Raw genomic sequence first — 23,013 nt, 5'->3', positions numbered from 1 at the left:
AGTAGGGCGATATGCCAGAGAAGCCTAGTGATCCCGAGCTCGCCTCGCGCGTGTGCCTTGCCCTTATGCGCGTCGGAACCCGTATGGCGGTGGGCTTTGACCAGCACTTTGCCCACTTCGGGATCACCCAGGCACAGTTTCGGCTCCTGATCGCGGTCTGGAACTGTGGCGGCACGAGTGGAGCCACATCGAGTGCTCTGGCCGAGTATCTCTTTCTGGAGCGTGCGACTGTCTCTGTGATGATCAACCGGCTCTTGGGCGAGGGGCTGCTGGCAAAGCTCCCCGGCGAGAACCGGCGGAGCTACAAGCTCACGTTGACCGAGAAGAGTGGGAATCTCTTGCGTAGCCTCGGCCCGGAGGCGACCGCTCTCGCGGACACGACACTCAGCAGCTTTTCCGCACAAGAGCTCCAGCAGCTAGAGGCGCACCTCAAGGCTCTGGAGAAGCGGCTCCGGGACGATGCTACGGCTCACGGGCAACAATCCCCTCCGTGACCAGCACAAAGCCATTCTGAGCAGGGTACTCGCTCTGGAGCAGGGCGACCCCGTTGGCGGTGAGCGTGTTTCCCTCGAGCTTGAGGACTACCTCGTCGCCGGTCAGGGTCGTGAGAGTCTTCCCCTCAGTGGCGAGTGCCCGCAGGCGCTGGAGGCTATAGCTCCCCGAGACCGTCAGGCTGGCGATAAAGTGGCGAGCGTCTTGCTGGCCGGCTGGACTTTGGAGCGCCGCAACACGCTCGGCCCCGAGTGCCTTGGTGAGCGCGGCATCGGTGGGCCAGAAGACCGTGTAGGGGCCACTGCTCTGGTAGGTCTCGGTCTCGCCGGTGTTGCGTAGGATCTTGATCAGCGCCCCAAACTCGTCGGGCTTGCTCTGGGTCAGCCCCCACAGCGACGCGCTACCCGTTCGTACAGAGCCGGTGTGAGCGGGGAGATGAATACCTCCTGTACTCGCTCGGTAGACCCCATAAGCGGCCAGCGCTGCACCTGCAAGCCGCTGGTTTTTCTCCGCCTGGCTTAGATCAAGACACCCCGCCTGATCTATGTAGCTGTCCGCGCCTAACGGAAAACACGCTGCCTGTGCGTTAGAGCGATGAGGATAGAGCCAGCCTGCCACACTACCGATGATCGCGCTGGCGAGGAGCACACGGAGAAGACGAGAGCGGAAGTTGGTGTCCATGTCTGGTATTTTACCAAGAACCATGGGCGACGAAAACGAAAAAGAGCGAGAGGTCATCGCGTTTTTACAGGCACACCGTACGACCACTGCCATCTCGCTTACTCCACAGACACGGCTTGTGCAGGATCTTGGGATGACACGCGAGGAGGTCGAGCGCCTGATCCATGCCTTTGCGGAGCACTTTCAGGTGGACATGAGCGCCTTTCGCAGTGCGCACTACCTCGGGCCGCAGGTTCCCTTCAACCCCTTCACCTGGCTCTGGCTCGCGCTACGGCACGGAGAAGGTTTTCGCCCGCTCACCCTCGCCGCCTTGGCACACGCCGCTGAGACAAAGCGCTGGGGCTAAAGGGTTTGCAACAAGGCGCGTATTGGCTCGTGGCGGGCAGCGTCGAGCACAGTGCGGCCCTGGCGATCCTGGCTCAGCGGGTTCGCACCGTGGGCGAGGAGCAGGCGGACGATCCCCTCGTGGCCACAGTTCACAGCGCGACGGAGCGGGGTCTCGCCCTTGGTATCGCGGGCATCGGGGGTGGCACCGGCGCCCAGCAGCGCCTCCGCGAGAGCGACAGTTCCGCGGCGGGCGGCCATGTGCAGGGGGGTCATGCCCCCCACACCCGTTGTTTGATTCACCCTCGCCCCGTGCGCGATCAGCAGCTCCAGCGCCGCGCGACCGTCTTCTTCGCGGCCACTGCCATTGGCAACCCGGTAGAGCGCGTTGTGGCCACCGGTGTCTTTCGTCTCGATATCGGCGCCAAACTCTAGGAGGAGGCGCAGGCGGGGCACATCCCAGGCAATCGCGGCGGCGCAGAGCAGATTCCGGCCGTGGTCGTTGACAAGCGCCAGCGCGGGATCGGCTTGGAGCCTCGCACGCAGCTCGTCTAGCGGGAGCTCGTAGAGCAAGATCAGCGGGTCCGCCAGGGTCGCCGCCAGCTCTGTCAGGTTCGCGAGAAGCAGCGCTGCAGCATCGTCACGAACCCCTTCTTCGACGAGCGAGGTGCGCAGGTGCTCCAGCCAGTGCTCCGCCTCTAGCGTCCCAATGGCGAGGTGGGCGTGCCGACAGAGCAGGCTGGTCTTGCCACGTGTCGCGGTGTAGTCGGCAGGCCCGCCGGTCCGCTCCGCGAGAAAGAGCGCGAGGCGCTCCTCCAAGGCGACCATGTTCTTGGGAAAGAGCCCGCGCAGCACCGGGTCTTGCTCCACCCTGTGGTGGAAGCGCTGGGAGATGCGCCGGAGCGCCTCGATCCCCCCGACCGCCTCGTAGATACCGGCAAGCGACCTCTCGTTAAAGTGACTTTTCATCGTTCACCGATACTCTCCCAGGCCCCGCATTATTACCTCCCCCGCCTTCGCACCACTCAGGCACCCCCTCCGGCTTCGCGAAGGGGGGCGTAACTTTGCAGCCCGGCACGGGCTTTGCGGCCGAAGGCCACTGCAGACGCCTACTTCCAGTGGGCGGGCACGTCGGTGATGAGCCCATCGACCCCAAGTGCGGCGAGGCGCTTCATCTCCGCGGGGTCATTGACCGTCCAGACATTGACAATCTTTCCCGCCTCCCGCCAGAGCGCCATGGTCTCGTCGGTGACCAGCGCGAAGTGCGGGTGGAGCACCGGCCACTCCGGCCAGTCGTCGGGGATCGTGCGGGCAAAGAGGCGGGCGCAGGGCAGGCCGGGGCAGTTTTTGAGCGCCTCGGGCAAGAACGACGAGATCAGCACACGCTCCAAGATTTTATGCCGCGCAATACACTCCAAGACCAGCGGCTCCAGCCCATTGCCGCTCTCTTTCAGCTCCACATTGATGCAGACAAACTTCTCCCCCACGGTTGCAAACACCTCGTCGAGGGTTGGGTGGCGGGGGTAGTCCGCGCGGCTCCCTGAGATAGGGTCGTGGTGGACCAAGAGCTGGTGATCGTCGGTCAGGCGCACGTCCAGCTCGATCCCATCGGCCCCTTGCTCTGCGGCGAGCAAAAAGGCGGCGAGGGTGTTCTCGGGGGCATCGGCGGAGGCCCCGCGGTGGGCAAAGATTGTCATGCGGGTATTTTACGCCACAAGAGTGCGCGAGGGAACCTTTGGGCGAGCTTCATGCGCTCTTCATCTCTGGGAAGTACGCTAGGGAACTGCTGTCGCAAGGAGCGGTATACTACCCAGGAGAACCAAGAACGTGTCAGTCGTTTTGCTAGGAGTCAATCACCACACCGCGCCGGTCGCCCTGCGTGAGCGCCTTGCCCTCTCGGGGTGCGCCCTGCGCACCGCCCTGGAGGAGCTACGGGCCACCGAGCTTTTTTCCGAGGCCGTCCTGCTCTCGACCTGCAACCGCCTGGAGCTCTACGCCGTGCTCCGCCCACAGGTCCACCATGCCAGCGTGGTCGCCGCTTTCAGTGCGCTCTACCGCTTGCCTGAGAGCGAGCTCGTTCCTCACCTCAGCCTCAAGACCGGCGAGACCGTCACCACCCACCTGCTCCGTGTCGCGTGTGGGCTGGAGTCGATGATCTTAGGGGAGGACCAGATTCTCGGCCAGGTCGGGCTGGCGTTTCAGGAAGCACAGACCGCGGGGTCAGTCGGGCCGGTTCTCTCGCGCCTCTTTGCCCAGGCGACCCAGGCCGGCAAGCGCGCCCGCACCGAGACCGAGATCAGCCGCTTCACGACATCGGTGAGCCATGCGGGAGCGCAGCTCGTGCTCCAGACCGCACCGCGCCGCGTGCTGGTCGTGGGAGTCGGGGAGATGGCCGTCCTCGCCGCACAGACCCTCCGCGCCACCGAGTCGGTCGAGCTGGCCGTCATCAACCGCACGCTGGTCCATGCCGAGGACCTCGCGCAGAAGCTCAGCGCCCGCGCCCTGAGCTGGTGTCAGCTCGAAGAGGCACTCACCTGGGCCGATGCGGTGATCTGTGCGACCGGTGCGCCCCACACCGTGATCTACTACAGCGAGGTCGCCGCCGCCGTGCGCGCCCGTGAAAGCCGCCCCCTCACCCTCGTGGATATCGCAGTCCCCCGAGATATCGAGGAGACAGTCGCGACCCTGGAGTCCGTGGCGTACCACGATATCGACGCCCTCCAGCAAGTGATCGACGCCAACTTCGAGCTACGGCGCGCCGCGGTCCCGGCCGTCGAGCAGATTATCGGCCAAGAGACCGCCCGCTTCACCGAGTGGCTCCAGACCCGCGAGGTGACTCCGGTCATCAAGGACCTACGGGACTGGGCGCAGGGCCTGGCGCAGAGCGAGGTCGAGAAGGCCCTTGCCCGGCTGCCCCACGCCGATGAAGCCACGCAGCGGGCGATTGAGATCCTGGCCCATAGCCTGGTCAACCGCCTGATGCACGAGCCCACCCTGCGCCTGCGCTCCAACGCCATCGAGGGCAACGGGGTCAACTACGCCGACACGGTGCGCGATGTCTTTGGCCTGGAGGCGGCCCGCTGTCCCTTCGCTGAGAAGAACTAGATGCGCCTGCGCTTTGGCACCCGTGGCTCCAAGCTCGCCCGCTGGCAGACCGACCATGTCCTCTCGCTCCTGCCAGAAGGGAGCGGCGAGATCGAGGTCATCCAGACCAAGGGCGACCGCGTCCTCGATACCCCTCTGCCGCTGATCGGCGGCAAGGGCCTCTTCACCGCCGAGCTGGAGGCCGCGCTCCACGAGAACCGCATCCAGTGCGCCGTGCACAGCCTCAAGGACCTGCCCACCGAGCAGCCCACGGGCCTGGCAATTGGGGCGATCCTCAAGCGTGCCCCGGTCGGGGATGTGCTCGTCAGCCGCAGCGGCAAGAGCCTCCTGGACCTCCCGCACCACGCGACCATCGGCACCAGTAGCCGCCGCCGCGCCGCCCAGCTCCTGCGCGCCCGCCCGGACCTGCAGCTGCTCGATATCCGCGGCAATGTTGATACGCGCATCCAGAAAGCCCTCGACCCGAGCGGCCCCTACGATGCCATCCTCCTCGCCCACGCCGGCCTGGAGCGCCTGGGCTACAGCGCTACCATCACTGAGGTCCTCCCCTTCAATGTGCTCCTACCCGCGCCCGGCCAAGGGGCAATTGCCGTGCAATGCCGCGACGATGCCGCGATTATCGCGGCCCTCGCTCCGCTCCACGACACCGCCACCGCGCAGGCGGTCACCGCCGAGCGCTCCTTCCTCGCCGCGCTCGGCGGTGGCTGCTCGCTCCCTCTCGCCGCCTACGCCTACCTAGAGGGCTCCACGCTCACCCTCACTGCCCGGGTTCTGTCCCTCGACGGCACCCGCTGCATCGAGGTCACCGGCACCGCCTCCCCCTCCGACGCCGAAGCTCTCGGAGCCCAGCTCGCCGACGACGCCAAGGCGCAAGGAGCCACGGAGCTCTTGGGGTAAATAGTGTGCCATCTCCCCGCGCCTTAGAGCGCTCCCCCTCTTCCGCGGGTACCCTCTGGGTGCGCTCGTTCCTCGCTGGGAAGAGGGGCATACCGGAAAGTCCCTCTTCCCGGCGAGCTTGCGAGCCATCAGGGGAAGAGGGAAGCCGTCTCAGCGGCAGGGAGATGGCCGACACGGAGATGGCCACATGCCCCTAATCGGCAAGCGCATCGTCAACACCCGCGCCACCCACCAGAACTCCCGCTTCACCGCCCTGCTCCAAGCCCACGGCGCGGAGGTGATCGAGTACCCCTGTATCGCGATTGCTCCCCCAGAAGACGACGCGCCGCTACGCGCGGCGCTCGCCGATCTTGCCCGCTTTGATTGGCTCGTCCTCACCAGCGCCAACACCGTACAAACAATGGCAGCCCTCTTCCCTGAGATGGAAGATGCGGTGGAAGAGATTCCTATAGCCGCCGTCGGCCCCGCCACCGCGAAAGCCTCTGCAGCCTACCTTGGTCGAAAAGCGATTCTACTGCCCGAGACATTCACCGCCGAAGCGCTAGGTAAAGCGCTGCCGATCCTGCCTGGCCAGCGCGTGCTCATCCCCGCCTCCGCGATTGCCCCGCCCACACTCGCAGAGCAGCTCACAGCGCGTGGAGCGATTGTGACTGTCGTTGAGGCATACCGAACAATCCGTGGGACGGGCGGGGCGGATGTTGCGGCGCTACTGGCCCAAAGGCGCGTGGATGCGGTAACCTTTACCAGCGCCTCGACCGTCGATAACTTTCTCGCCCGGCTGGAGAGCGAGGGCGGGAGCCGCGCCAGCCTCACCGGAGTCTGTCTCGCCTGTATCGGCCCCCAGACCGCCGCCGCCGCTGAGGCGCATGGCCTGACCGTGGACGTAATGCCCGCCACGCACACGCTCGACGGCCTTATCGCGGCACTGGGGGATTATTTTGTTCCCGTTCCCGCACGATAAACGTGGGGCAATGGGGCGTCGTGCCGCCGCCGCGCCTTCGGCGAAATTTTACCGACGAGGAACGAGGAGGCGGCCGAAGGCCCCATAGCCCCATGATTTCCATGAGGGCAAGAAAAAATTAGTTATGAATGATTTGATCTTTCGACCGCGCCGCTTGCGGCGCACGCCGCTCTTGCGCCGCATGGTGCAGGAGACCTCGCTCGATGCGGCGGACTTTATCTACCCGCTCTTTGTGCGCCACGGCAGCGGCCTGCAAATCCCCATCCGCTCGATGCCGGGGCAGTGCCAGTGGTCGCCGGACACGCTGGTCGTGGAGGCGAGCCGTGCGTTCGACGAGGGCATTCCCGCGGTGATCTTGTTTGGGATTCCCGAGACCAAGGACGCCTGCGGGAGCGAGAACTGGAACCCGGAGGGGATTATCCCCACCACGATTCGCGCCCTCAAAAAAGCCTGCCCCGAGCTGCTCGTGATCTCGGACATGTGCTTCTGTGAGTACACGGATCATGGCCACTGCGGTGTCTTGGACGAGGCGGGGTATCTGCTCAACGACCCGACCCTGGAGCTGCTCGGCAAGGCATCCGTGGTCCACGCCGAGGCGGGGGCGGATATCATCGCGCCGTCGGGGATGATGGACGGCATGATCGGGGCGATTCGCGGAGCGCTGGATAGCGCGGGGCTGGTCAATACGGTCACCATGAGCTACGCCGCCAAGTACGCCAGCGGCTTCTACGGCCCCTTCCGCGATGCCGCCGAGAGTCCGCCCCAGTTCGGCGACCGCGGCCAGTACCAGATGGACCCCGCGAACCGTCGGGAGGCGCTACGGGAAGTGGCGCTCGATGTGGAACAAGGCGCGGATATTCTGATGGTCAAGCCCGCGCTGGCGTATCTGGACATCATCCGGGAGGTGCGCGATGCCTACGAGCTACCGCTGGCCGCCTACCAAGTCAGCGGCGAGTACGCCATGCTCCACGCCGCCGCCCAGAACGGCTGGATTGATTTGCAGCGCTGCGCCTTAGAGAGCCTGGTGAGCATCAAGCGCGCCGGAGCCGACATGATCCTGACGTATTTTGCCCGCGACGCCGTCCGCTGGCTCGCCGAGAGGTAAACTAACGACACCTCCCCCCCATCCCCCGTGCAACGGGGGGGATACAAGGAACCCGATTCCGACTTGTCCCCCCGCTAGGCGGGGGTTAGGGGGGAAGAGACTATCTATGCAAAATAGCCGATTTTTACGCGCTTGCCGCCGCGAGCCTGTCGATGCGACGCCGGTCTGGCTGATGCGCCAAGCAGGGCGCTACATGCCCGAGTACCGCGCCCTGCGGGCACAGAACACGATCCTGGAGCTCATCAAGAGCCCCGAGCTGGCGTGCGAAGTGACGATGCAGCCGATCAACGCCTTCGACCTCGATGCCGCGATTATCTTCGCCGATATCCTCCCGCCACTGGAGGGAATGGGCCTGAGCCTGGAGTTTGCCAAGGGCGAGGGGCCGATCATCCACAACCCCGTGCGCACCCTCGCCGATATCGAAGCGCTGCGCGTCCCAGACCCACGTGCAGCGCTGGGCTTCACCTTGGAGGCGATTCGCCTCACCCGCAAGCAGCTCGACCCGCGGGGGATTCCGCTGATCGGCTTTAGCGGCGCGCCCTTCACGCTCGCCAGCTACGCGGTCGAGGGCGGGGGGAGCAAGAACCGGATCGAGGTCAAGACCCTGATGTGGAACCAGCCGGATGCCTGGCACCTGCTGATGACCAAGCTCGCCACCCTCGCCGGAGAGTACCTAGTCGCGCAGGCTGAGGCGGGTGCGCAGGCGCTCCAGCTCTTCGATAGCTGGGTGGGCGAGCTGAGCCCGGCGGACTACACGAAGTTTGTACTCCCCTACAGCAAGCTCGCGCTGGAGATTGCGGGCACGGCGGGCGTCCCCTTGATCCACTTTGGCACGGGCACCGGGGGAATCCTGCCGCAGATGGCCCAGGCCGGCGGCGATGTGATCGGGGTGGACTGGCGCACGGATCTGGCGTCGGCGTGGGAGACACTCGGCGACCGTGTGGCGGTGCAAGGGAACCTCGATCCGGTAGCACTCTTTGCAAACTGGGACGCGCTCCAACCGCAGGTGGAGGCGATCCTGGATAGTGTCAAGGGCAGACCAGGGCACATCTTCAATCTGGGGCACGGCATCTTGCAGCACACGCCGGTCGAGACGGTCAAGCGCCTCGTGGAGTTTGTCCATGAGTACACCCAAACACCATGATTGCCATTATTGGGGGCGGTATCTCCGGGCTGAGCGCGGCGTGGTTCGCCCAGAAGCGCGGCCTTGACTACACCTTGATTGAGTCGTCGGGGCGCTGGGGCGGGAAGCTCCAGACAGAGAAAATCGACGGTTTTGTGGTCGAGGGCGGCGCGGACTCGTTTCTGGCAACCAAGCCCTGGGCGGCGCAGCTCGCACGGGAGCTGGGTCTTGGGGAGCGGCTCCTGGGCACCAACGACCAGCTCCGCACGATCTACATCCTACACCAGGGCCAGCCGGTCGCCCTCCCCGACGGCATGCAGCTGATCGTCCCCACCAAGCTCTGGCCCTTCCTCCAAAGCCCCCTGCTCTCGTGGCCCGGCAAGCTCCGCATGGGCCTAGACTGGCTTCTCCCTGCGCGCACCGATCCCGCCGACGAGACCGTGGGCAGCTTTGTGCGCCGCCGCTTCGGGCAAGAAGCTCTCGAGCGCCTCGGGGAGCCCCTGCTCTCGGGGATCTACAGCGGCGAGTCCGAGCGCCAGAGCCTGCTGGCGACCTTCCCACGCTACCGCGAGCTGGAGACGGAGTTTGGGAGCCTGATCCGTGGGACGCTCGCGCAGAAAGCCAAGCTGGCACAGGCCAGTAAAGGCGGCAAGCGGCCCTCGATGTTCCAGTCGTTCCCCGGCGGGACGCAAGAGCTAGTCGACGCGCTTGTGGGCAAGCTCACCGGCCCCCTCAAGCTCAATACGGCGGTGACAGCGCTCACGCAAACCTCAACAGGCTACACGCTCACGCTCTCGGATGGCACGACACTCGACGCCGCGCAGGTGATCGTGACCACGCCCGCCTCGGTCGCCGCCACGCTGGTCGAGCCCTTCGCACCACGGGTCGCCGAGCAGCTGGAGCTGATGCGTGCGGTGAGCACGGGGACGCTCTCCCTCGGCTTCCGCACCGACGAGATCAAGCGCCCCTTACACGGCTTTGGCATGGTGATCCCCCTGCGGGAGAAGCGCCCGATCAATGCCCTGACGATCTCGTCGGTGAAGTTCCCGTCGCGCGCCCCCGAGGGCCAGGCACTCGTCCGGGTCTTCTTCGGCGGCTCGCGCACCCCTGAGACCCTGGAAAAAACCGACGACGAGATTCTCGCGATGGCAAGAGAGCAGCTTTTAGATATCCTAGGCATCACCGCCGAGCCGCTCTTTCACCGCATCTTCCGCTGGCACAACGCCAACCCCCAGTACGATGCCGGACACCTAGACCGAATCGCTGTCCTGGAAAAATCCCTCCCCCCCGGCCTACACCTCACCGGCTGCGCCTACCGCGGTGTCGGTATCCCCGACTGCATCCACCAAGCGGAGGAGACGGTCGAGCGGCTGTAGCCCGCCCCGGTTAGAGCGGGGCGTCAACGGGCGTTCCGCCGCAAAGGCCTTCGGCCATCAGAGATCCCTATGGCCGAAGGCCTTCCCAGCCGCAGGCTCGTTGACGCCCCCCTCCAACGGGGGCGAGCCAACCGGGGGGCCAGCCGGGTATCCTATCACCATGAACACACAAGAATCAGAGCGGCTCTTTGCCCGTGCGCAGGAGCTCATCCCCGGTGGGGTCAATAGCCCCGTCCGTGCCTTCCGCGGAGTTGGGGGAACACCCCGATTTATCGAGCGCGGCGCGGGTGCCTTTATCTGGGACGCCGACGGTAACCAGTATACGGACTACGTCCTCTCCTGGGGCCCGCTCGTGCTGGGCCACGCACCGGAGGTCGTTCTGAAAGCCATCGCGGAGACCGCGGCTAAGGGCACGAGCTACGGGGCCCCCACCGCGCTGGAGAACCAGCTCGCCGAGCAGGTAGTTGGGATGGTGCCCAGTATCGAGCAGATTCGCTTTGTTAACAGCGGCACCGAGGCGTGCATGAGCGCCCTGCGCCTCGCCCGCGCGGTCACTGGGCGCGAGAAGATCGTCAAGTTCTCCGGCTGCTACCACGGCCACGCCGACATGCTCTTGGTGCAAGCAGGCAGCGGGGTCGCGACCCTAGGCCTCCCCGACTCCCCTGGCGTCCCCAAGGCCACCGCCGCGAGCACGCTGACGCTTTCTTACAATGATCTAGAGGGAGCAAAGTCGCTCTTCGCCGAGCTGGGCACCGAGATCGCCGCCGTGATTGTGGAACCAATTGCGGCCAACATGGGCTTTGTCCCCCCCGCAGACGGCTACCTCCAGGGCCTCCACGACCTCTGCAAACAGCACGGAGCCCTCTTCATCCTCGACGAAGTGATGACGGGCTTTCGGGTCTCGCCGGGCGGGGCGCAGGCGTACTGGGGCCTCGATCCCGATATCACCTGCCTCGGGAAAGTGATCGGGGGCGGGCTTCCGGTCGGGGCGTATGCGGGCAAGAAGGCCATCATGCAGCAGGTCGCGCCGGCGGGGACGATGTACCAGGCCGGAACGCTCTCGGGCAACCCCTTGGCGATGGCGGCGGGAATCGCCACCCTCACCGAGCTCCAGAAACCTGGGGTCTTCGACGAGATTGTCCAGAACACGCACCTGCTCACTCAGGGGATCGCCCATGCCGCCGCGCAGGCCGGGATTCCGCTCCAAGCAGGAACCATCGGGACGATGTTTGGGTTCTATTTCCTGAAAGAAGACGGCGTCCAGGTGACCGACTACGCCACCGCAAAGCAGTATGTCGATGCCCCGCGCTACGCGACTTTCTTCCACAAGATGCTGGAGCGCGGTGTCTACCTGGCTCCCAGCGCCTTCGAGGCCGGCTTTGTCAGCGCCGCGCACACGCCCGAGATCATCCAGAGCACGCTAGACGCGATCCAAGAAAGTATGAGAGAGCTATGAGACCACGATCCACCACCGATACCCCCGCCGCGCCGCCGGCAGGACGGCAGCTCAGCCGCCGCCAGTATGTCCGCTTCGCCTTCTACAAGCTCGACCCGGCCTGGCGTCGCCTGCCCGAGGACGAGCAAGCAGCGCAGAAGCGCGAGCTTTCGAGTGTCATCCAGAACTTCAACCGGCGCATGCTCCTGCGCCCCTACAGCACGGTCGGCACCCGCGCGGACTGCGAGCTGCTTCTCTGGCAGATCACCGAGAGTCCGCTGGTCTTCCAGGAGCTAGCCACCGCCCTGCTACGCACCCGCATGGGCAGCTACCTCCAGATCGCCTACTCCTACTTCTCCCAGACCAAGCGCTCGGTCTACGAGATTCGGGTGGGCGGTGCCGATAGCAGCGAGGAAGAGGAGCGGCTGGTCATCGATCCGTCGGAGGCCAAGTATGTCTTTGTCTACCCGTTTATCAAGACCCGCGACTGGTACCAGCTCTCCAAGCACACGCGGCAGGGGGTGATGGACGAGCACATCGAGGTGGGGAAAAAGTACCCGTCGATTCGCCTCAACACCACCTACAGCTTCGGGATCGACGACTACGAGTTTATCCTGGCCTTCGAGACCGACGAGCCCGCGGACTTCTTGGACCTGGTGCAAGAGCTGCGCGAGACCGAGTCCAGCCGCTACACGCTCCAAGATACGCCGCTCTTTACCTGTGTCAATCTTCGCCTCGACGAAGCCCTCGACACGCTTGGTGGCCCTCCCATCGCCGAGGCCTTGGCTGCCGGCGAGGCGCGAGAGAGCTGGGTGGAGGTCTGCCCCCTCGCGGACCTTGCTCCGGGCCAGGCGCGGACGGTGTTTCTGGAGGGCAAGATGGTCGGGGTCTTCAACATCAAGGGCGAGATCCTCGCCATCAACAACCGCTGCAGCCACGCCCGCGGCCCGCTCTGTGAGGGAACTATCAACAGCGACGAGTGTTCTGTTGTCTGTCCCTGGCACTACGGTAAGTTCGACCTGAGGACCGGCGCCGCAATCGACGGCGTGGTCAAGAAGCCGGTGGAGACCTTCCAGACCAAGATCGAGAATGAGATGATCTGGGTCGGAACGAAGCTATTATGAACCACTACGATGCCCTGCTCCTGCTCTCCTTTGGCGGCCCAGAAGGCCCCGACGATGTCCTGCCGTTTCTGCAAAACGTGACCGCGGGGCGCAATATCCCCGCCGAGCGCCTGCTGGAAGTGGCGGAGCACTACCACCACTTCGGCGGGGTCAGCCCCATCAACGGCCAGAACCGCGCCCTGATCGAGGCCCTCAGAGAGAGCGGCTTTCCTCTGCCGATCTACTTTGGCAACCGCAACTGGCACCCGTTTCTTACCGACACGATCTCGCTGATGAAGGCCGATGGGGTCGAGCGCGCGCTGGTGTTTGTGACCTCGGCGTTTAGCTCCTACTCCGGCTGCCGCCAGTACCGCGAGGATATCGCCAAGGCCTGTGAGGCGGTCGGCCCCGGCGCCCCTACTTTTGATAAGCTTCGGGTCTTCTACAACCACCCCGAGTTTGTCGCCGTGATGGCCGAGCGGGTCAAAGAGGCTCTGGCGCAGCTCCCCGACGGCTCCCGGGTGGTCTTTACGGCGCACAGTATCCCCCAGGGCATGGCACGCAACTGCGACTACGAGGTGCAGCTCCGCGACTCCGCCAGCCTGATCGCCAGCGCCTGCAACCTCTACCGCTGGGACCTGGCCTTCCAGAGCCGCAGCGGCCCGCCCCAGGTCCCCTGGCTAGAGCCCGATATCCTCGACTACCTCAAGAGTCTCCCCCGCTCCGCGGGGGCCGGGGGGGCCGTTCCCGGCGTCGCCGTGGTCCCTCTGGGCTTTGTCTCCGACCACATGGAGGTCCTCTACGACCTCGACTACGAGGCTAAGAACCTCGCGGAGGAGCTGGGGCTCGCCTTCGTGCGCGCGGGGACTGCGGGCACGCACCCCCGCATGGTGCGCCTGATCCACACCCTGGTCGAGGAGCGCACCAGCGACTCCCCCATTCCCCTCGCGCTCGGCGGTCGTGGCCCCAACCACGATGTCTGCCCCGTCAACTGCTGTCTCCGCGGCGAGGGCCGTCCCCCGGCACCAGAGAATTCCAGGTAAAATACGACCACGATGAACGTACTCTCTCTTCTCGCCCTGGCGGCGCTCGCACAGTCGCCCTACCTGCCCCCCGACCCAAAGGCCAAGCAGCCCAAGCCCGTCCCGCCGCCCCCCGGCGCGATCGTGCTCTTCTCCGGCAAAGAGGAAGAAGTGGCCCAGAACTGGCGCAAGAACGGCTCGGATGCAGACGGTCACTGGAAGGTGGTCAAGGGCGCGCTGGTCTCGCAGGCCGGGGATATCGTCAGCAAGCAGGAGTTCACCGACTTTATGCTCCATGTCGAGTTCAAGGTTCCCTACGTCCCCAATGAGAAGGGCCAGGGTCGCGGCAACTCCGGGGTCGGGCTGCAAGGGCGCTACGAGATTCAGGTGCTGGACTCGTCGGGGCTGAAGATCCCCGGCACCGGCGACTGCGGCGCGGTCTACAGCCAGTCCGCCCCGCTGGTCAATGCCTGCAAGCCCCCGCTCTCCTGGCAGACCTACGATATTATCTTCCGCGCCCCCCGCTTCGTAGACGGCAAGCTCACCGAGAAGGCGCGCGTGACGGTCTTCCAGAACGGGATTCTGGTGCAGAACAACACGGAGATTCAAGGCCCCACAGGGATTCGCGCCGACCGCCCCATCGACAAGCCCGGCCCGATCTTCCTGCAAGACCACCACAACCCCACCGAGTTCCGCCAGGTCTGGGTCGTCCCCCTGCCCACCGAGGGCTCCAAGAGCTACGACCCGAAATAACCGCCGCCGGTTTCAACCGGCGGAAAACGCGCCGGGTCCGATCTTGGGGAGCGCTTCGGTGTTGAGGCGCTCCACGGCTCCGGTGAGCAGGCGACGGAGGCGTACACCGGTCTCGGCCATCACGGCCTCGACTCCTTCGTGGCTAATCTCTCCCTCGCCAATCCCCGCGCCCAAGTTGGTGACCAGCGAGATGCCCGCGTAGTGCAACCCCGCCTCACGCGCCAGGGTTGCCTCCGGGATGCCGGTCATTCCCACCACATGCGCCCCCCACGATGCAAAGAGGCGCACCTCCGCCGATGTTTCGTAGCGCGGCCCGTCGGCGCAGAGGTACGTTCCCCCATCGCGCACATCCTCGCCCACGGTAAGCAGCGCTTGCCGTAGCGGCTCGGAGTAAGGGCGCGTCACATCGGTGTGGACGGGTGTCTCGTCGAAGAAGGTCTTGCCGGTGCGCGTGAGGCAGAAGTCGATGAGATCGTCGAGGACCACCAGGGTTCCTGGCCCCCAGTCGGCGCGCAGGCTCCCCACGGCTGTGGTCGCAAAGACCGCCTTCACCCGCAGTGTGGCAAGCGCGGCGATATTGGCGCGGAAGTTGATCTTATGCGGCGGAATCTTGTGCCCGCCGCCGTGCCGCGCCAGAAAGTACACCGTCTTGCCCGAGAGCACCCCACGCACCACCTCGGCGTCCCCCCAGCGCGTGCTCACCAGAACCCGCTCCGGCTCGCCCTCCAGCGGAAACTGCCCGACTCCCGTCCCTCCGATAATTGCAATGCTCATAAGCCCCCCAGCCCCCATGAATGGGGGAGAGAACAAGAAAATACCCTATTTTTCCCCCACTTGTGGGGGTCAGGGGGCAGACAGCTCAACCAAAGTCCAGCACTGCGCGGTATTGATCACCCGCGTTGTCCCGAGCGTGCGCTCCCCGGCGGCTTCGTGGATGTGGCCACAGACCACGAGCTTGGGCCCATTGGCAACCAAATAGTTCGTCAGCGCCTCGGAGCCGAGCTTGGTGTCCCCGTTCCAGCGGTCCCAGCTTGCATCGCAGAGACCGTGGGGTGGGCTATGGGAGACGACAATATCCACGCGCTCAAAATCGTAGGCGGCTTGCTCGGTCTGGGGGTCGGCGGTCATGAAGTCCCAGTAGCGGGCGAGCTGCGGCGCGTTGTAGCAGGGCGAGCAGCTGACCCCATGGATCGAGAACGGGCCGAGGGTGAGGGTTTTGTTGAGGAGACAGTGCGTGTTGGGGATATCGGCGTACTCCGTGCCATCGAAGCCGATATCGTGGTTGCCGGGAACCCAGTAGAACGGTGCGTGAGCCGCCTGCCCATAGACCCACGCACGGCTCTCGATAAACCGCTCCTGCCCCGGCTTCCCTGCATCGGTGATATCCCCTGCGCAGAGGATCGCATCGACCGTGGGGTAGCGTGTGGGGTCGAAGTCTCGCCACTGACAGTGAATGTCCGAGAGAAGCAAGAGGCGCATGCCTCTATTATAGCTCCTGGGAGCCTAGACACCGAAGAAGCCCGGACAACGAGTGTCCGGGCTATCTGTTCCTCGGGCTCCTCGGGCAATTGACTACCCTTTGAGCTGCTTGAGGCGGCTCTCTGCAACTTGATAGCGAGCCTTCATCTCCTTGAGCTTAGCCTGCTCCTTATTGAGCTCGTCGACGCTCGTGAGTCCATTCTGTACTTGCTTGGCTTTTTCCTCAACAGCACGCTCCAGAGATTCGAGCTCCGCTCTTAGCGCAACCAGAACTTGCTCTTGCTCGTCAATTTGGAGCTTTTGCTGTTGTGCTCTTTGGACATGCGTGACCTCTTGAAGCTTGGCCCGAATCTGGTCACGGTTCCGGCGCACCTCATTTATCATCTTGGTGAGGACTTCCATCTGGTTCCGAACCGCTTTGACACGTAGATGATCCTCTCCAAAATTTACCAAGAAATCTGCAAGCTCTAGCTGCTTATCCGTAAGCCGGTTATCAAGGTTGCGTAATTTGAGCTTAAGCTCCTCTAGCTCTTCGTCGAGGGGCTCTGTTGCAAAGTTCCGTGTTTGGCGCTCTCGTGCCTGAGCCATGTCCTCTTCCACACGTCGCTTATTGAGTTGGCGATCTGCTTCGGCTTGTTGCAGGTCTAGGTCTCTCGCTCGCTGTTTTAGTGCCACGAGCTCACGCTGGCATTTTTCCTGGAGCGCTTTCTCATCGGCAAGCTTTGCCTTGTTATTTGTCGTGGCGAGCTTCGTGGCTTTCTTTTCTGCGGCGGCCTTTGCCTGATCCAGACGCATTTTTTCCTGATCCTGTGCCAGGAGCTCCTCGCGGCGCTTCACTTGTTCGATTGCGGGTAGCGCTTGTTTTACCGGTGCTTCACTCTGAGGAAGTGTGGCAGGGCGAGCGGCGAGAAGTGGGACGGTCGCCACACCGATCAGGGCCAGCGTGAGCGTGGCGCTGCGTGTGGGTCGAGTGGGCAGGTAGGAAAGAATGGAGTGCACGCGCGATTCTAGACGAGGCGTGCGGGCCATGGCAGGGGCCGACGGTTGTTTCTTAAGCATCTTGACAATCTCCAAAAGGTAGTGGGCGTAGCGATCAGGGGCGATCCCATTCGCAAGAACATGACGGTCACAAGCAGTCTCTGCCTCTCGTCGTAGCTGGGCAACCGCCAGCCAGACAAGAGGATGAAACCAGAAGAGAGCACGAACCAGCTCTGCGAGAAGCTGACAGAGAGGATCGTGGCGGGAGAGATGGGCAGACTCATGTAGCAGCACAGCCCGTAGGCGCTCTGGCTCCCAGCCCAGCGCGGTATGGGGGAGCAAGATGCGCCGACGAAGTGTGCCACAGGCAAGAGGGACAATAGAGCGTGTGGTTAGCAAGACAGGAAAAAGGGCAACCAGCTCGGCAGATGTTGTTTGCTTGAGCAAGATATGCAGTGCCATCCGATCACAAAACAAGCGCACGAGTAAGACAAAAACAACGACACTATAAACTCCAATGCAGACCTCTGCACTTTCGATTTGCAGCCTTGATTTTTCTCTATGCACCGGTGCTTGTTGAGATTCCACGGGTGCTCTTTCAATGTGCACGGGTGATTTTTCAATGTCAGTGCCTGCACGAAGGATATCTGAGGGTGCATACTCAGTGGGTGCGGGCGCTTTTACGATAAGCGGCACGGCAATGAGAGTAGGCAGACGCTGCAAGACAGGAAGCAAGGGCAGGAGTAAGAGACTCGTGAGTAGCACTCCATGACGCAGGCTTGCCTGAGTGCGTGGCAGGCACGCCACCAGCATCAGCGCCAGCCCAAGAAGCAAGGTCATCTTGACAAGAAGCTCAAGCATCGTCTTTCTCCTTTGTCCGTGCGATTAGCTCGGAGAGCCGGGCAAGCTCATCGTCGGAGAGCTGTGTCTCTTCTTCCGTGAGGAGCGCCGTGACCGCTCTCTCCACCGAGCCACCAAAGAAGGTCTGCACCACCCGCTTCAGCGCACTCTGCGCGGCGACCGGGCGCTCTTGGGTCGGGAAGTAGATGTACTGCTTCCCCTCCTCACGGTGGGCGAGATGCCCTTTCTCTTCAAGGATTCGCAGCAGTGCCCGCACCGCACTGTAGCTTGGGGGGTCGGGGAGCGCGGTGCAGACCTCCGCAACGCTGGCCGAGCCCCGTGCGAAGAGAATATCCATCAGCTGCCGCTCGCGTCGGCTTAGTGCATCCTTCATGCTAGAAATTTAGCACATCCCAGAGAGCCTGTCAAGAACGATTGGCTAAATTTTTAGCATTTAGCGTTTTTTGTCGCGTTGACAAGCGCGTCTCCCTAGTAGTAAGATGGGGCAGAGTGAATGCGAATCCCTATATGTCTGGCTGGTGCACCACCTGCGGGCGCCGACGAGGAGCCGATGGGCGCTGTATCAACTGCGACCCGTGGTGGACATCGCCGCTGATTCAGGTGGGAGGCCCCGCGCTGGCGATCTGCTGCGTCTTCCTCGTGGGCATTGTCGCGGCGCTCACTCCCCCCAAGCCCGATCCCGCGCTGGGCTCATCGCACCATGGCGGTAGCTCCAGCACGCCGACAGTGTTTAGCTCGCCCGCTCTCTCTTCGGGCTTTGTGCCTCCGGTGGGTCCACTCTCCGCCCCGCGCATGGCGCAGGCACCTCCACCGCTGGCCGCCATGCCACAGCTCCCTGCGAGCTTCTTTGCGCCTCCACCGCCCCCCGATGCCCAGCAGCAGGCCGAGTTTGAGCAGCTCCGCTACCAGGTCCGCCTTGCCAGCATCCAGATGCGCTCCCGCAACGAGGCCCTGACCCGCTACGAGCCCACCTTCGTGCCCGCGGGGAGCCCCGCCAAGGGGCAGCCCGGCGCGCTGAGCCTCAGCCCGAGCCAGTCGCTCTAAACTTTGAATCTGCGAATTTTTGAAAGAAGCTATGCCGCGTTTTAACGACCCCCGTCACGAGTCAACCGAAGAGAGGGACCTCCTCATCCCGAGCACCGCGCTCTGCCTGCGCCTGCGCCGCCGGGGTCAGGACGAGCTGGTTGTCCACCGTGACGAGGTAGCCGCAGAGGACTTTGTCTTTCTGTTCGAGGCCCTCGACGATGCCCATGACTATGCCTTGATGGCGCGTGAGGCTCTGGGTGTCTTCCCCCAGATCATCCGGGTGAACCTGCGCGGGCTGCACTTCCGTACCGCCCGCTTCAAGCCCGCCGTAGGAGAGCCCCTAGACCTTCCGCTCCGTGGGTAGGCCTAGAAATGGTCCCAGCACATCACCGGCGCTGTGGGGAGAAGTGCCAGTAGCTGCGTAAACGCCGCCTCGCTCTGCACTCCCACCTTCCCGGCACGCCGCAGCCGCTCTAGCCCCGGCGTGCCCCAGAAGGCCTGCGAGAAAGCCTGAATCCCCAGCGAGAGCTGCGCCGCGTCGGTTGTTGGTGCGACGTGCACCGCTCCCCCCTCCAGAGTCACCCGCCAAGTTCCCGTGTTCCAGTCCGCATGGGGATCGTCGATGGCCAGGGTGAGTGCCCCATCCGGCAGCGACGTCTTAAGCGCCCCTAGCGCCGCAGCGACATCGACCACGCGCCCCATAAAGACCGGCTCGACACGGACGTCCATCTCGTTGAGAACCGTCTGGCAGAAGAGGGTTGTGTCCGCGGGCAGGGTCAGCCGCCCTTGCCGTGTCTGCACCCCCAAATCCCGCAGAAGCGCCAGCAGTGCCCGCTCCGCCTCAGGGCTATCGGTCATCCACTCCCGAACCTCGCCCGCCCCCTCGCCGCTCGGGTAGCGCCAGAGCAGGTAGCCCCCCTCGGTGGTGTAGGCATAGGTCAGCCGCCGGTCACTCTCCGAGAGCAGGCCGGCGAGATTGCGTGAGCCCGGCACAAATGCCCCCCGGTAGCGTGCTCCACTGGCGGCATAGACCTCCGTCACGTGCGTCTGGGCCGCCTCACCGGTGAGCCGCCGTGCCAGGCGCTTGCTGGCGGGGAGCTCCCGTAGCGGCAGGGTGGCCCCGTACTTCTCCCCCACCCAGCCCCAGCCATAGCGACCATAGAACGAAAAGGAGAAGGGGTAGAGCGCCGAGATCACCTGTCCCGCCGCCCGCATCCGCCCCAGCGACTCCACCAAGAGCCGATCCACATGCCCCTGACCGCGCGCCTCCGCATGGCTCGCCACCCCCGCGATCCCCCCCATCGCCAAGGTTCCGACCTGGCTCCCCGGCCAGTAGACCGTAAAAGGACACGTCGTCAGCGACGAGGCCAGCTCGCCGTCCACAAAGATTCCTAGGGTCTCGACTGGAGGGTCTTTAGGCTCAGCCGAAGCCTCCACGACTCCTCCACGGCCAAAGGCATGACTCATCAGCTGGCGGTGGGCCAGGTAGTCGGCAGCAGTCAACAAGCGCAGTTCAGACATAACCCTACTAGTTCGACAAGAATCTCCCATTTCCCTTGACAGTCCCCGAACTCATGATACAATACCTCCCGTTGCACTCGTAGCTCAGCGGATTAGAGCATCTGGTTGCGGTCCAGAAGGTCGCAGGTTCGAGTCCTGCCGAGTGCACTTCCTCTTTACTTAGTTTCCCCCTCTAAACATAGACCGGGCTTCATGAATGTCTCCGCCGACTCTCCCTCTGAAGGCCGCCTCTCTCAGTTTCTCTTCGCGGGCTGGCTCTTGCTCTGGCTCAGCCTACAGGTCAGCGACCTCCCCGTTAAGCTCCTCCTAAAAAACCACTTCCAGCTGGGGGCGGCAGATATCGCGATCTTTGGACTCGTGACGGGAATCGCCTGGTACACGAAGCCTCTCTGTGGCTGGCTCTCGGACTCCGTGCGGTTCTTTGGGACGCGGCGACGGCACTACTTGCTCCTGAGCTCGACTCTCTCGGGGATTGTGTGGTGTGCTCTGGCGGTGCTCCCGCTCACCTACGGCATCCTGCTGGGCGCGCTGATCCTGATCAACGCGGGCAAGACCCTCTCCAATGCGGTCTTAGGCGGGATCTTGGTCGACACCGGGCACCGCTTTGGCACGACCGGGCGCCTGAGCTCGCAGCGCAGTGCGGTAACCAGCGCCGTGACTCTCATCTCGGGGCCTGTGGCGGGGTTTCTTGCAGGAAAGGCATTTGGCTGGGCCGCTCTTGCCAGTGCGCTCTGCGCCTTTCTTCTGGGGGCCGCCTGCTACCGCTTCCTCCCCGAGGCACCCACACCGCGCCCCGAAAAGCGCACGGGAGGGTCGCCGAACCCGCTTCGGGAGCTCCTGCGCTCCCGCTCGCTCTGGTGGGGCCTGCTGATGAGCTTCTTGTTCATGCTCGCGCCGGGCTTTGGCACCCCATTGCTGTTTCTTCAGCAGGACACCCTACGCTTCTCCCCGCAGCTCATCGGCAACCTCGCCCTGCTCAATGGCGCTGCAGGGCTTGTGGGGGCTCTCGTCTACGGATACCTCTGCCACCGTGTTGCCCTGCGCCCCCTGCTCGTAGGCGGCACGCTGGCGTCGGTGGGGGCGATTCTCTGCTTCCTGCGCTACGATACTCTGCCTCATGCCGTTCTGGTGACCCTCGCAACGGGCTTTACAGGCGCACTCGCCACCCTCCCGGTAGCGGACCTGACGGCGCGGGCGACTCCTCGTGGCAACGAGGCCCTCGGCTTCTCATTGATGGTGAGTGCCTCCAATGTCGCCTGGAAGTTCTCCGATGTGCTCGGCTCCTGGCTCTACCAGCACAAGCACTTTCACTTTCCCCAGCTCGTGCTTTTGAATGCAGGCACGACACTGTGCATGCTCTTGGTTCTTCCGCTCGTCCCTCGCTCGCTGACAGACAAGCGCCTCTAAGTAACGCTAGGCGAGCGGGGCCTGAAAGGGAGTCGCGGAGATCAGCCCGACTTGCTCGACCGGTAGCCAGAACCCGGTGCCATCGAGCCGAGCAAGAGGACGCCCCTCTTTGATACTGGCCAGGGTCTTTAGAATCGCATCCGTGGCGCTCTTGCCCTCCATCTCGCATAGGAGCGAGGAGATGCCAAGCCCACTGGTATTGGCAAAGTGAATCTCAATCGTAAACATGTTTAGAGCTTATCGCATTTCGCATGCCAGAGGATGTATCTATGGCTCTAGGGTAAGCCGACTGGCAAAGCCCCTGCTAAGCTGATATGCTGGCGACGTTCAAAATCTGGGGTGCATCGCACTCCCTCTCCCCCAAAAGCCCATGAAACTCAAGCTCGGCTTGCCTAAGGGCAGCCTTCAGGACGCCACTTTTAAGCTCTTCGCGCAGGCCGGTTGGACCGTGCGCGTGGACTCTCGCTCGTACCATCCCGTGATCGATGACCCCGAGCTCGAACCGATTCTCATGCGCCCGCAGGAGATCCCCCGCTACCTCGAAGACGGGGTGATCGACGCCGGCCTGACGGGCTGGGACTGGATCAAGGACAACGGTGCCGATGTTGTCGAGGTCTGTGAGCTTACCTACTCCAAGGCGACCCGCAACCCGATGCGTATCGTGCTCGCGGTCGCCGGTGACTCCGAGATTCAGTCGGTCAAGGACCTGGAGGGCAAGCGGCTCGCCACCGAGTACGTCCGCCTCACCACTAAATGGCTGGAGGAAAACGGGGTCACGGCCCATGTCGAGTTTAGCTGGGGCGCAGACGAGATGAAGGTCCCGCAGCTAGTCGATGCCATCGTGGTCAATACGGAGACGGGCTCTAGCCTCAAGGCCCACAAGCTCCGCATTGTCGGGGACCCGATCATTATCTCCACCACCCGCTTTGTCGCCAATAAGACCGCCTGGGCCGACCCTGAGAAGCGTGCCAAGATCGAGGCGATGGGAATGCTCCTGACCGGCGCACTCAACGCCGGAGCGCTCGTGGGGCTCAAGCTCAATGTCGCCAAAGAGGACTTTGAGTCCGTGATCGCCCAGCTTCCCGCACTCAAGAAGCCGACCGTCAGCCCGCTCTGGGGCAATGAAGGCTTTGCGATCGAGATCATTATTGAGGAGCACCAGGCCCGCGACCTCATCCCCCGCCTCAAGCGTGCCGGTGCCAGCGGCCTGGTCGAGTATCCGCTCAACAAAGTGGTCTACTAACCTGTCCGGGGGCTAAAAGTCCCCGGCATATAGGGAAGGAGCGTCCCGGGGACGCAGAAGCCTCAAAGCTCTGCGCGTCCCCGGGACGCTCTCTTTTTCGGAGGCGGGTATTTCCAATGCC

25 protein-coding genes and 1 tRNA gene are annotated in these 23,013 nt (G+C 63.9%); 17 read left to right on the top strand and 9 right to left on the bottom strand.

What is annotated here, in order from left to right:
- Positions 1–11 precede the first annotated feature (11 nt).
- Positions 12–494 (top strand): MarR family winged helix-turn-helix transcriptional regulator, encoded by a 483-nt coding sequence (locus HNQ39_RS12240; RefSeq protein ID WP_184196079.1) that lies wholly within the window; start codon positions 12–14, stop codon positions 492–494.
- Here the strand turns inward: HNQ39_RS12240 and HNQ39_RS12235 are convergent.
- The gene (locus HNQ39_RS12235) at positions 463–1,173 is read right to left on the bottom strand and encodes a fasciclin domain-containing protein (RefSeq protein WP_184196076.1); all 711 of its coding nucleotides are present in this window, start codon (positions 1,171–1,173) and stop codon (positions 463–465) included. The two genes, HNQ39_RS12240 and HNQ39_RS12235, sit on opposite strands and share 32 nt — an antisense overlap.
- On the opposite strand from HNQ39_RS12235, the gene HNQ39_RS12230 reads away from it, so the two are divergent.
- Positions 1,172–1,519, top strand: a complete 348-nt coding sequence (locus HNQ39_RS12230; RefSeq protein WP_184196073.1) for a DUF1493 family protein — start codon at positions 1,172–1,174, stop codon at positions 1,517–1,519. The two genes, HNQ39_RS12235 and HNQ39_RS12230, sit on opposite strands and share 2 nt — an antisense overlap.
- On the opposite strand, the gene HNQ39_RS12225 is transcribed toward HNQ39_RS12230, so the two are convergent.
- A complete protein-coding gene (locus HNQ39_RS12225) occupies positions 1,516–2,466 on the bottom strand; it encodes an ankyrin repeat domain-containing protein (RefSeq protein ID WP_184196070.1) in 951 nt (316 codons plus the stop codon). The two genes, HNQ39_RS12230 and HNQ39_RS12225, sit on opposite strands and share 4 nt — an antisense overlap.
- A 140-nt stretch (positions 2,467–2,606) precedes the next feature.
- Positions 2,607–3,194: a glycerophosphodiester phosphodiesterase gene (locus tag HNQ39_RS12220; RefSeq protein ID WP_184196067.1), complete on the bottom strand. Its 588-nt coding sequence runs from the start codon at positions 3,192–3,194 to the stop codon at positions 2,607–2,609.
- Between the two features lie 130 nt (positions 3,195–3,324).
- On the opposite strand from HNQ39_RS12220, the gene hemA reads away from it, so the two are divergent.
- From hemA to HNQ39_RS12170, 10 genes are all read left to right on the top strand, one after another.
- Positions 3,325–4,602, top strand: coding sequence for a glutamyl-tRNA reductase (gene hemA, locus HNQ39_RS12215; protein ID WP_184196064.1), 1,278 nt, complete (start codon positions 3,325–3,327; stop codon positions 4,600–4,602).
- Positions 4,603–5,499: a hydroxymethylbilane synthase gene (hemC, locus tag HNQ39_RS12210; RefSeq protein ID WP_184196061.1), complete on the top strand. Its 897-nt coding sequence runs from the start codon at positions 4,603–4,605 to the stop codon at positions 5,497–5,499.
- A gap of 187 nt (positions 5,500–5,686) precedes the next feature.
- On the top strand, positions 5,687–6,460 hold the full coding sequence (locus tag HNQ39_RS12205) for a uroporphyrinogen-III synthase (RefSeq protein WP_184196058.1): 774 nt from the start codon (positions 5,687–5,689) through the stop codon (positions 6,458–6,460).
- 124 nt (positions 6,461–6,584) lie between these two features.
- Positions 6,585–7,565 (top strand): porphobilinogen synthase, encoded by a 981-nt coding sequence (gene hemB / locus HNQ39_RS12200; RefSeq protein ID WP_184196055.1) that lies wholly within the window; start codon positions 6,585–6,587, stop codon positions 7,563–7,565.
- Between the two features lie 106 nt (positions 7,566–7,671).
- Positions 7,672–8,709, top strand: a complete 1,038-nt coding sequence (hemE, locus tag HNQ39_RS12195) for a uroporphyrinogen decarboxylase (protein WP_184196052.1) — start codon at positions 7,672–7,674, stop codon at positions 8,707–8,709.
- On the top strand, positions 8,706–10,064 hold the full coding sequence (gene hemG, locus HNQ39_RS12190) for a protoporphyrinogen oxidase (protein WP_184196049.1): 1,359 nt from the start codon (positions 8,706–8,708) through the stop codon (positions 10,062–10,064). Before hemE ends, hemG begins: the two co-directional genes overlap by 4 nt.
- 160 nt (positions 10,065–10,224) lie before the next feature.
- Positions 10,225–11,520, top strand: a complete 1,296-nt coding sequence (gene hemL, locus HNQ39_RS12185) for a glutamate-1-semialdehyde 2,1-aminomutase (protein WP_184196046.1) — start codon at positions 10,225–10,227, stop codon at positions 11,518–11,520.
- Entirely contained in the window at positions 11,517–12,623 is a 1,107-nt protein-coding gene (locus HNQ39_RS12180; protein ID WP_184196043.1) for a chlorite dismutase family protein, read from the top strand. The genes hemL and HNQ39_RS12180 overlap by 4 nt, the downstream gene beginning before the upstream one ends.
- Entirely contained in the window at positions 12,620–13,645 is a 1,026-nt protein-coding gene (locus HNQ39_RS12175; protein ID WP_184196040.1) for a ferrochelatase, read from the top strand. Before HNQ39_RS12180 ends, HNQ39_RS12175 begins: the two co-directional genes overlap by 4 nt.
- Before the next feature lie 12 nt (positions 13,646–13,657).
- Positions 13,658–14,377, top strand: a complete 720-nt coding sequence (locus HNQ39_RS12170; protein ID WP_184196037.1) for a 3-keto-disaccharide hydrolase — start codon at positions 13,658–13,660, stop codon at positions 14,375–14,377.
- 12 nt (positions 14,378–14,389) lie between these two features.
- Here the strand turns inward: HNQ39_RS12170 and HNQ39_RS12165 are convergent, their stop codons facing one another.
- The 4 genes from HNQ39_RS12165 to HNQ39_RS12150 all read right to left on the bottom strand — a co-directional run bounded on the left by HNQ39_RS12165 (position 14,390) and on the right by HNQ39_RS12150 (position 18,068).
- Positions 14,390–15,151 (bottom strand): MTAP family purine nucleoside phosphorylase, encoded by a 762-nt coding sequence (locus HNQ39_RS12165; RefSeq protein ID WP_184196034.1) that lies wholly within the window; start codon positions 15,149–15,151, stop codon positions 14,390–14,392.
- A gap of 69 nt (positions 15,152–15,220) precedes the next feature.
- On the bottom strand, positions 15,221–15,856 hold the full coding sequence (locus HNQ39_RS12160; protein ID WP_184196033.1) for a metallophosphoesterase family protein: 636 nt from the start codon (positions 15,854–15,856) through the stop codon (positions 15,221–15,223).
- Between the two features lie 93 nt (positions 15,857–15,949).
- Positions 15,950–17,695, bottom strand: coding sequence for a M56 family metallopeptidase (locus tag HNQ39_RS12155; protein ID WP_184196029.1), 1,746 nt, complete (start codon positions 17,693–17,695; stop codon positions 15,950–15,952).
- Positions 17,688–18,068 (bottom strand): BlaI/MecI/CopY family transcriptional regulator, encoded by a 381-nt coding sequence (locus tag HNQ39_RS12150; RefSeq protein WP_184196026.1) that lies wholly within the window; start codon positions 18,066–18,068, stop codon positions 17,688–17,690. Before HNQ39_RS12150 ends, HNQ39_RS12155 begins: the two co-directional genes overlap by 8 nt.
- Positions 18,069–18,202: 134 nt before the next feature.
- Between HNQ39_RS12150 and HNQ39_RS12145 the strand changes: the two genes are divergently transcribed.
- Both HNQ39_RS12145 and HNQ39_RS12140 read left to right on the top strand, forming a co-directional pair.
- Positions 18,203–18,739 carry a hypothetical protein gene (locus HNQ39_RS12145; protein WP_184196023.1) on the top strand — a complete coding sequence of 179 codons (537 nt, stop codon included), beginning with the start codon at positions 18,203–18,205 and terminating at the stop codon, positions 18,737–18,739.
- Between the two features lie 31 nt (positions 18,740–18,770).
- The gene (locus HNQ39_RS12140) at positions 18,771–19,085 is read left to right on the top strand and encodes a hypothetical protein (protein WP_184196020.1); all 315 of its coding nucleotides are present in this window, start codon (positions 18,771–18,773) and stop codon (positions 19,083–19,085) included.
- Positions 19,086–19,087: 2 nt separating this feature from the next.
- Here the strand turns inward: HNQ39_RS12140 and HNQ39_RS12135 are convergent, their stop codons facing one another.
- Positions 19,088–20,242, bottom strand: a complete 1,155-nt coding sequence (locus tag HNQ39_RS12135) for a GNAT family N-acetyltransferase (protein WP_184196017.1) — start codon at positions 20,240–20,242, stop codon at positions 19,088–19,090.
- 73 nt (positions 20,243–20,315) lie between these two features.
- Here HNQ39_RS12135 and HNQ39_RS12130 point away from each other — a divergent pair.
- Together HNQ39_RS12130 and HNQ39_RS12125 are read left to right on the top strand one after the other, a co-directional pair.
- A tRNA-Arg gene (locus HNQ39_RS12130) sits at positions 20,316–20,389 on the top strand.
- Positions 20,390–20,434: 45 nt separating this feature from the next.
- Entirely contained in the window at positions 20,435–21,649 is a 1,215-nt protein-coding gene (locus tag HNQ39_RS12125) for an MFS transporter (protein WP_184196014.1), read from the top strand.
- 6 nt (positions 21,650–21,655) lie between these two features.
- On the opposite strand, the gene HNQ39_RS12120 is transcribed toward HNQ39_RS12125, so the two are convergent.
- A complete protein-coding gene (locus HNQ39_RS12120; protein WP_184196011.1) occupies positions 21,656–21,877 on the bottom strand; it encodes a hypothetical protein in 222 nt (73 codons plus the stop codon).
- Positions 21,878–22,019: 142 nt separating this feature from the next.
- On the opposite strand from HNQ39_RS12120, the gene hisG reads away from it, so the two are divergent.
- Positions 22,020–22,892, top strand: a complete 873-nt coding sequence (gene hisG / locus HNQ39_RS12115; RefSeq protein WP_184196009.1) for an ATP phosphoribosyltransferase — start codon at positions 22,020–22,022, stop codon at positions 22,890–22,892.
- Positions 22,893–23,013 lie beyond the last annotated feature (121 nt).

It is taken from the genome of Armatimonas rosea (assembly GCF_014202505.1).
Taxonomy (GTDB): domain Bacteria; phylum Armatimonadota; class Armatimonadia; order Armatimonadales; family Armatimonadaceae; genus Armatimonas; species Armatimonas rosea.
The sequence above is the reverse complement of the archived record's forward strand: the minus strand, read 5'-3'. Positions and strand labels throughout refer to the sequence as shown.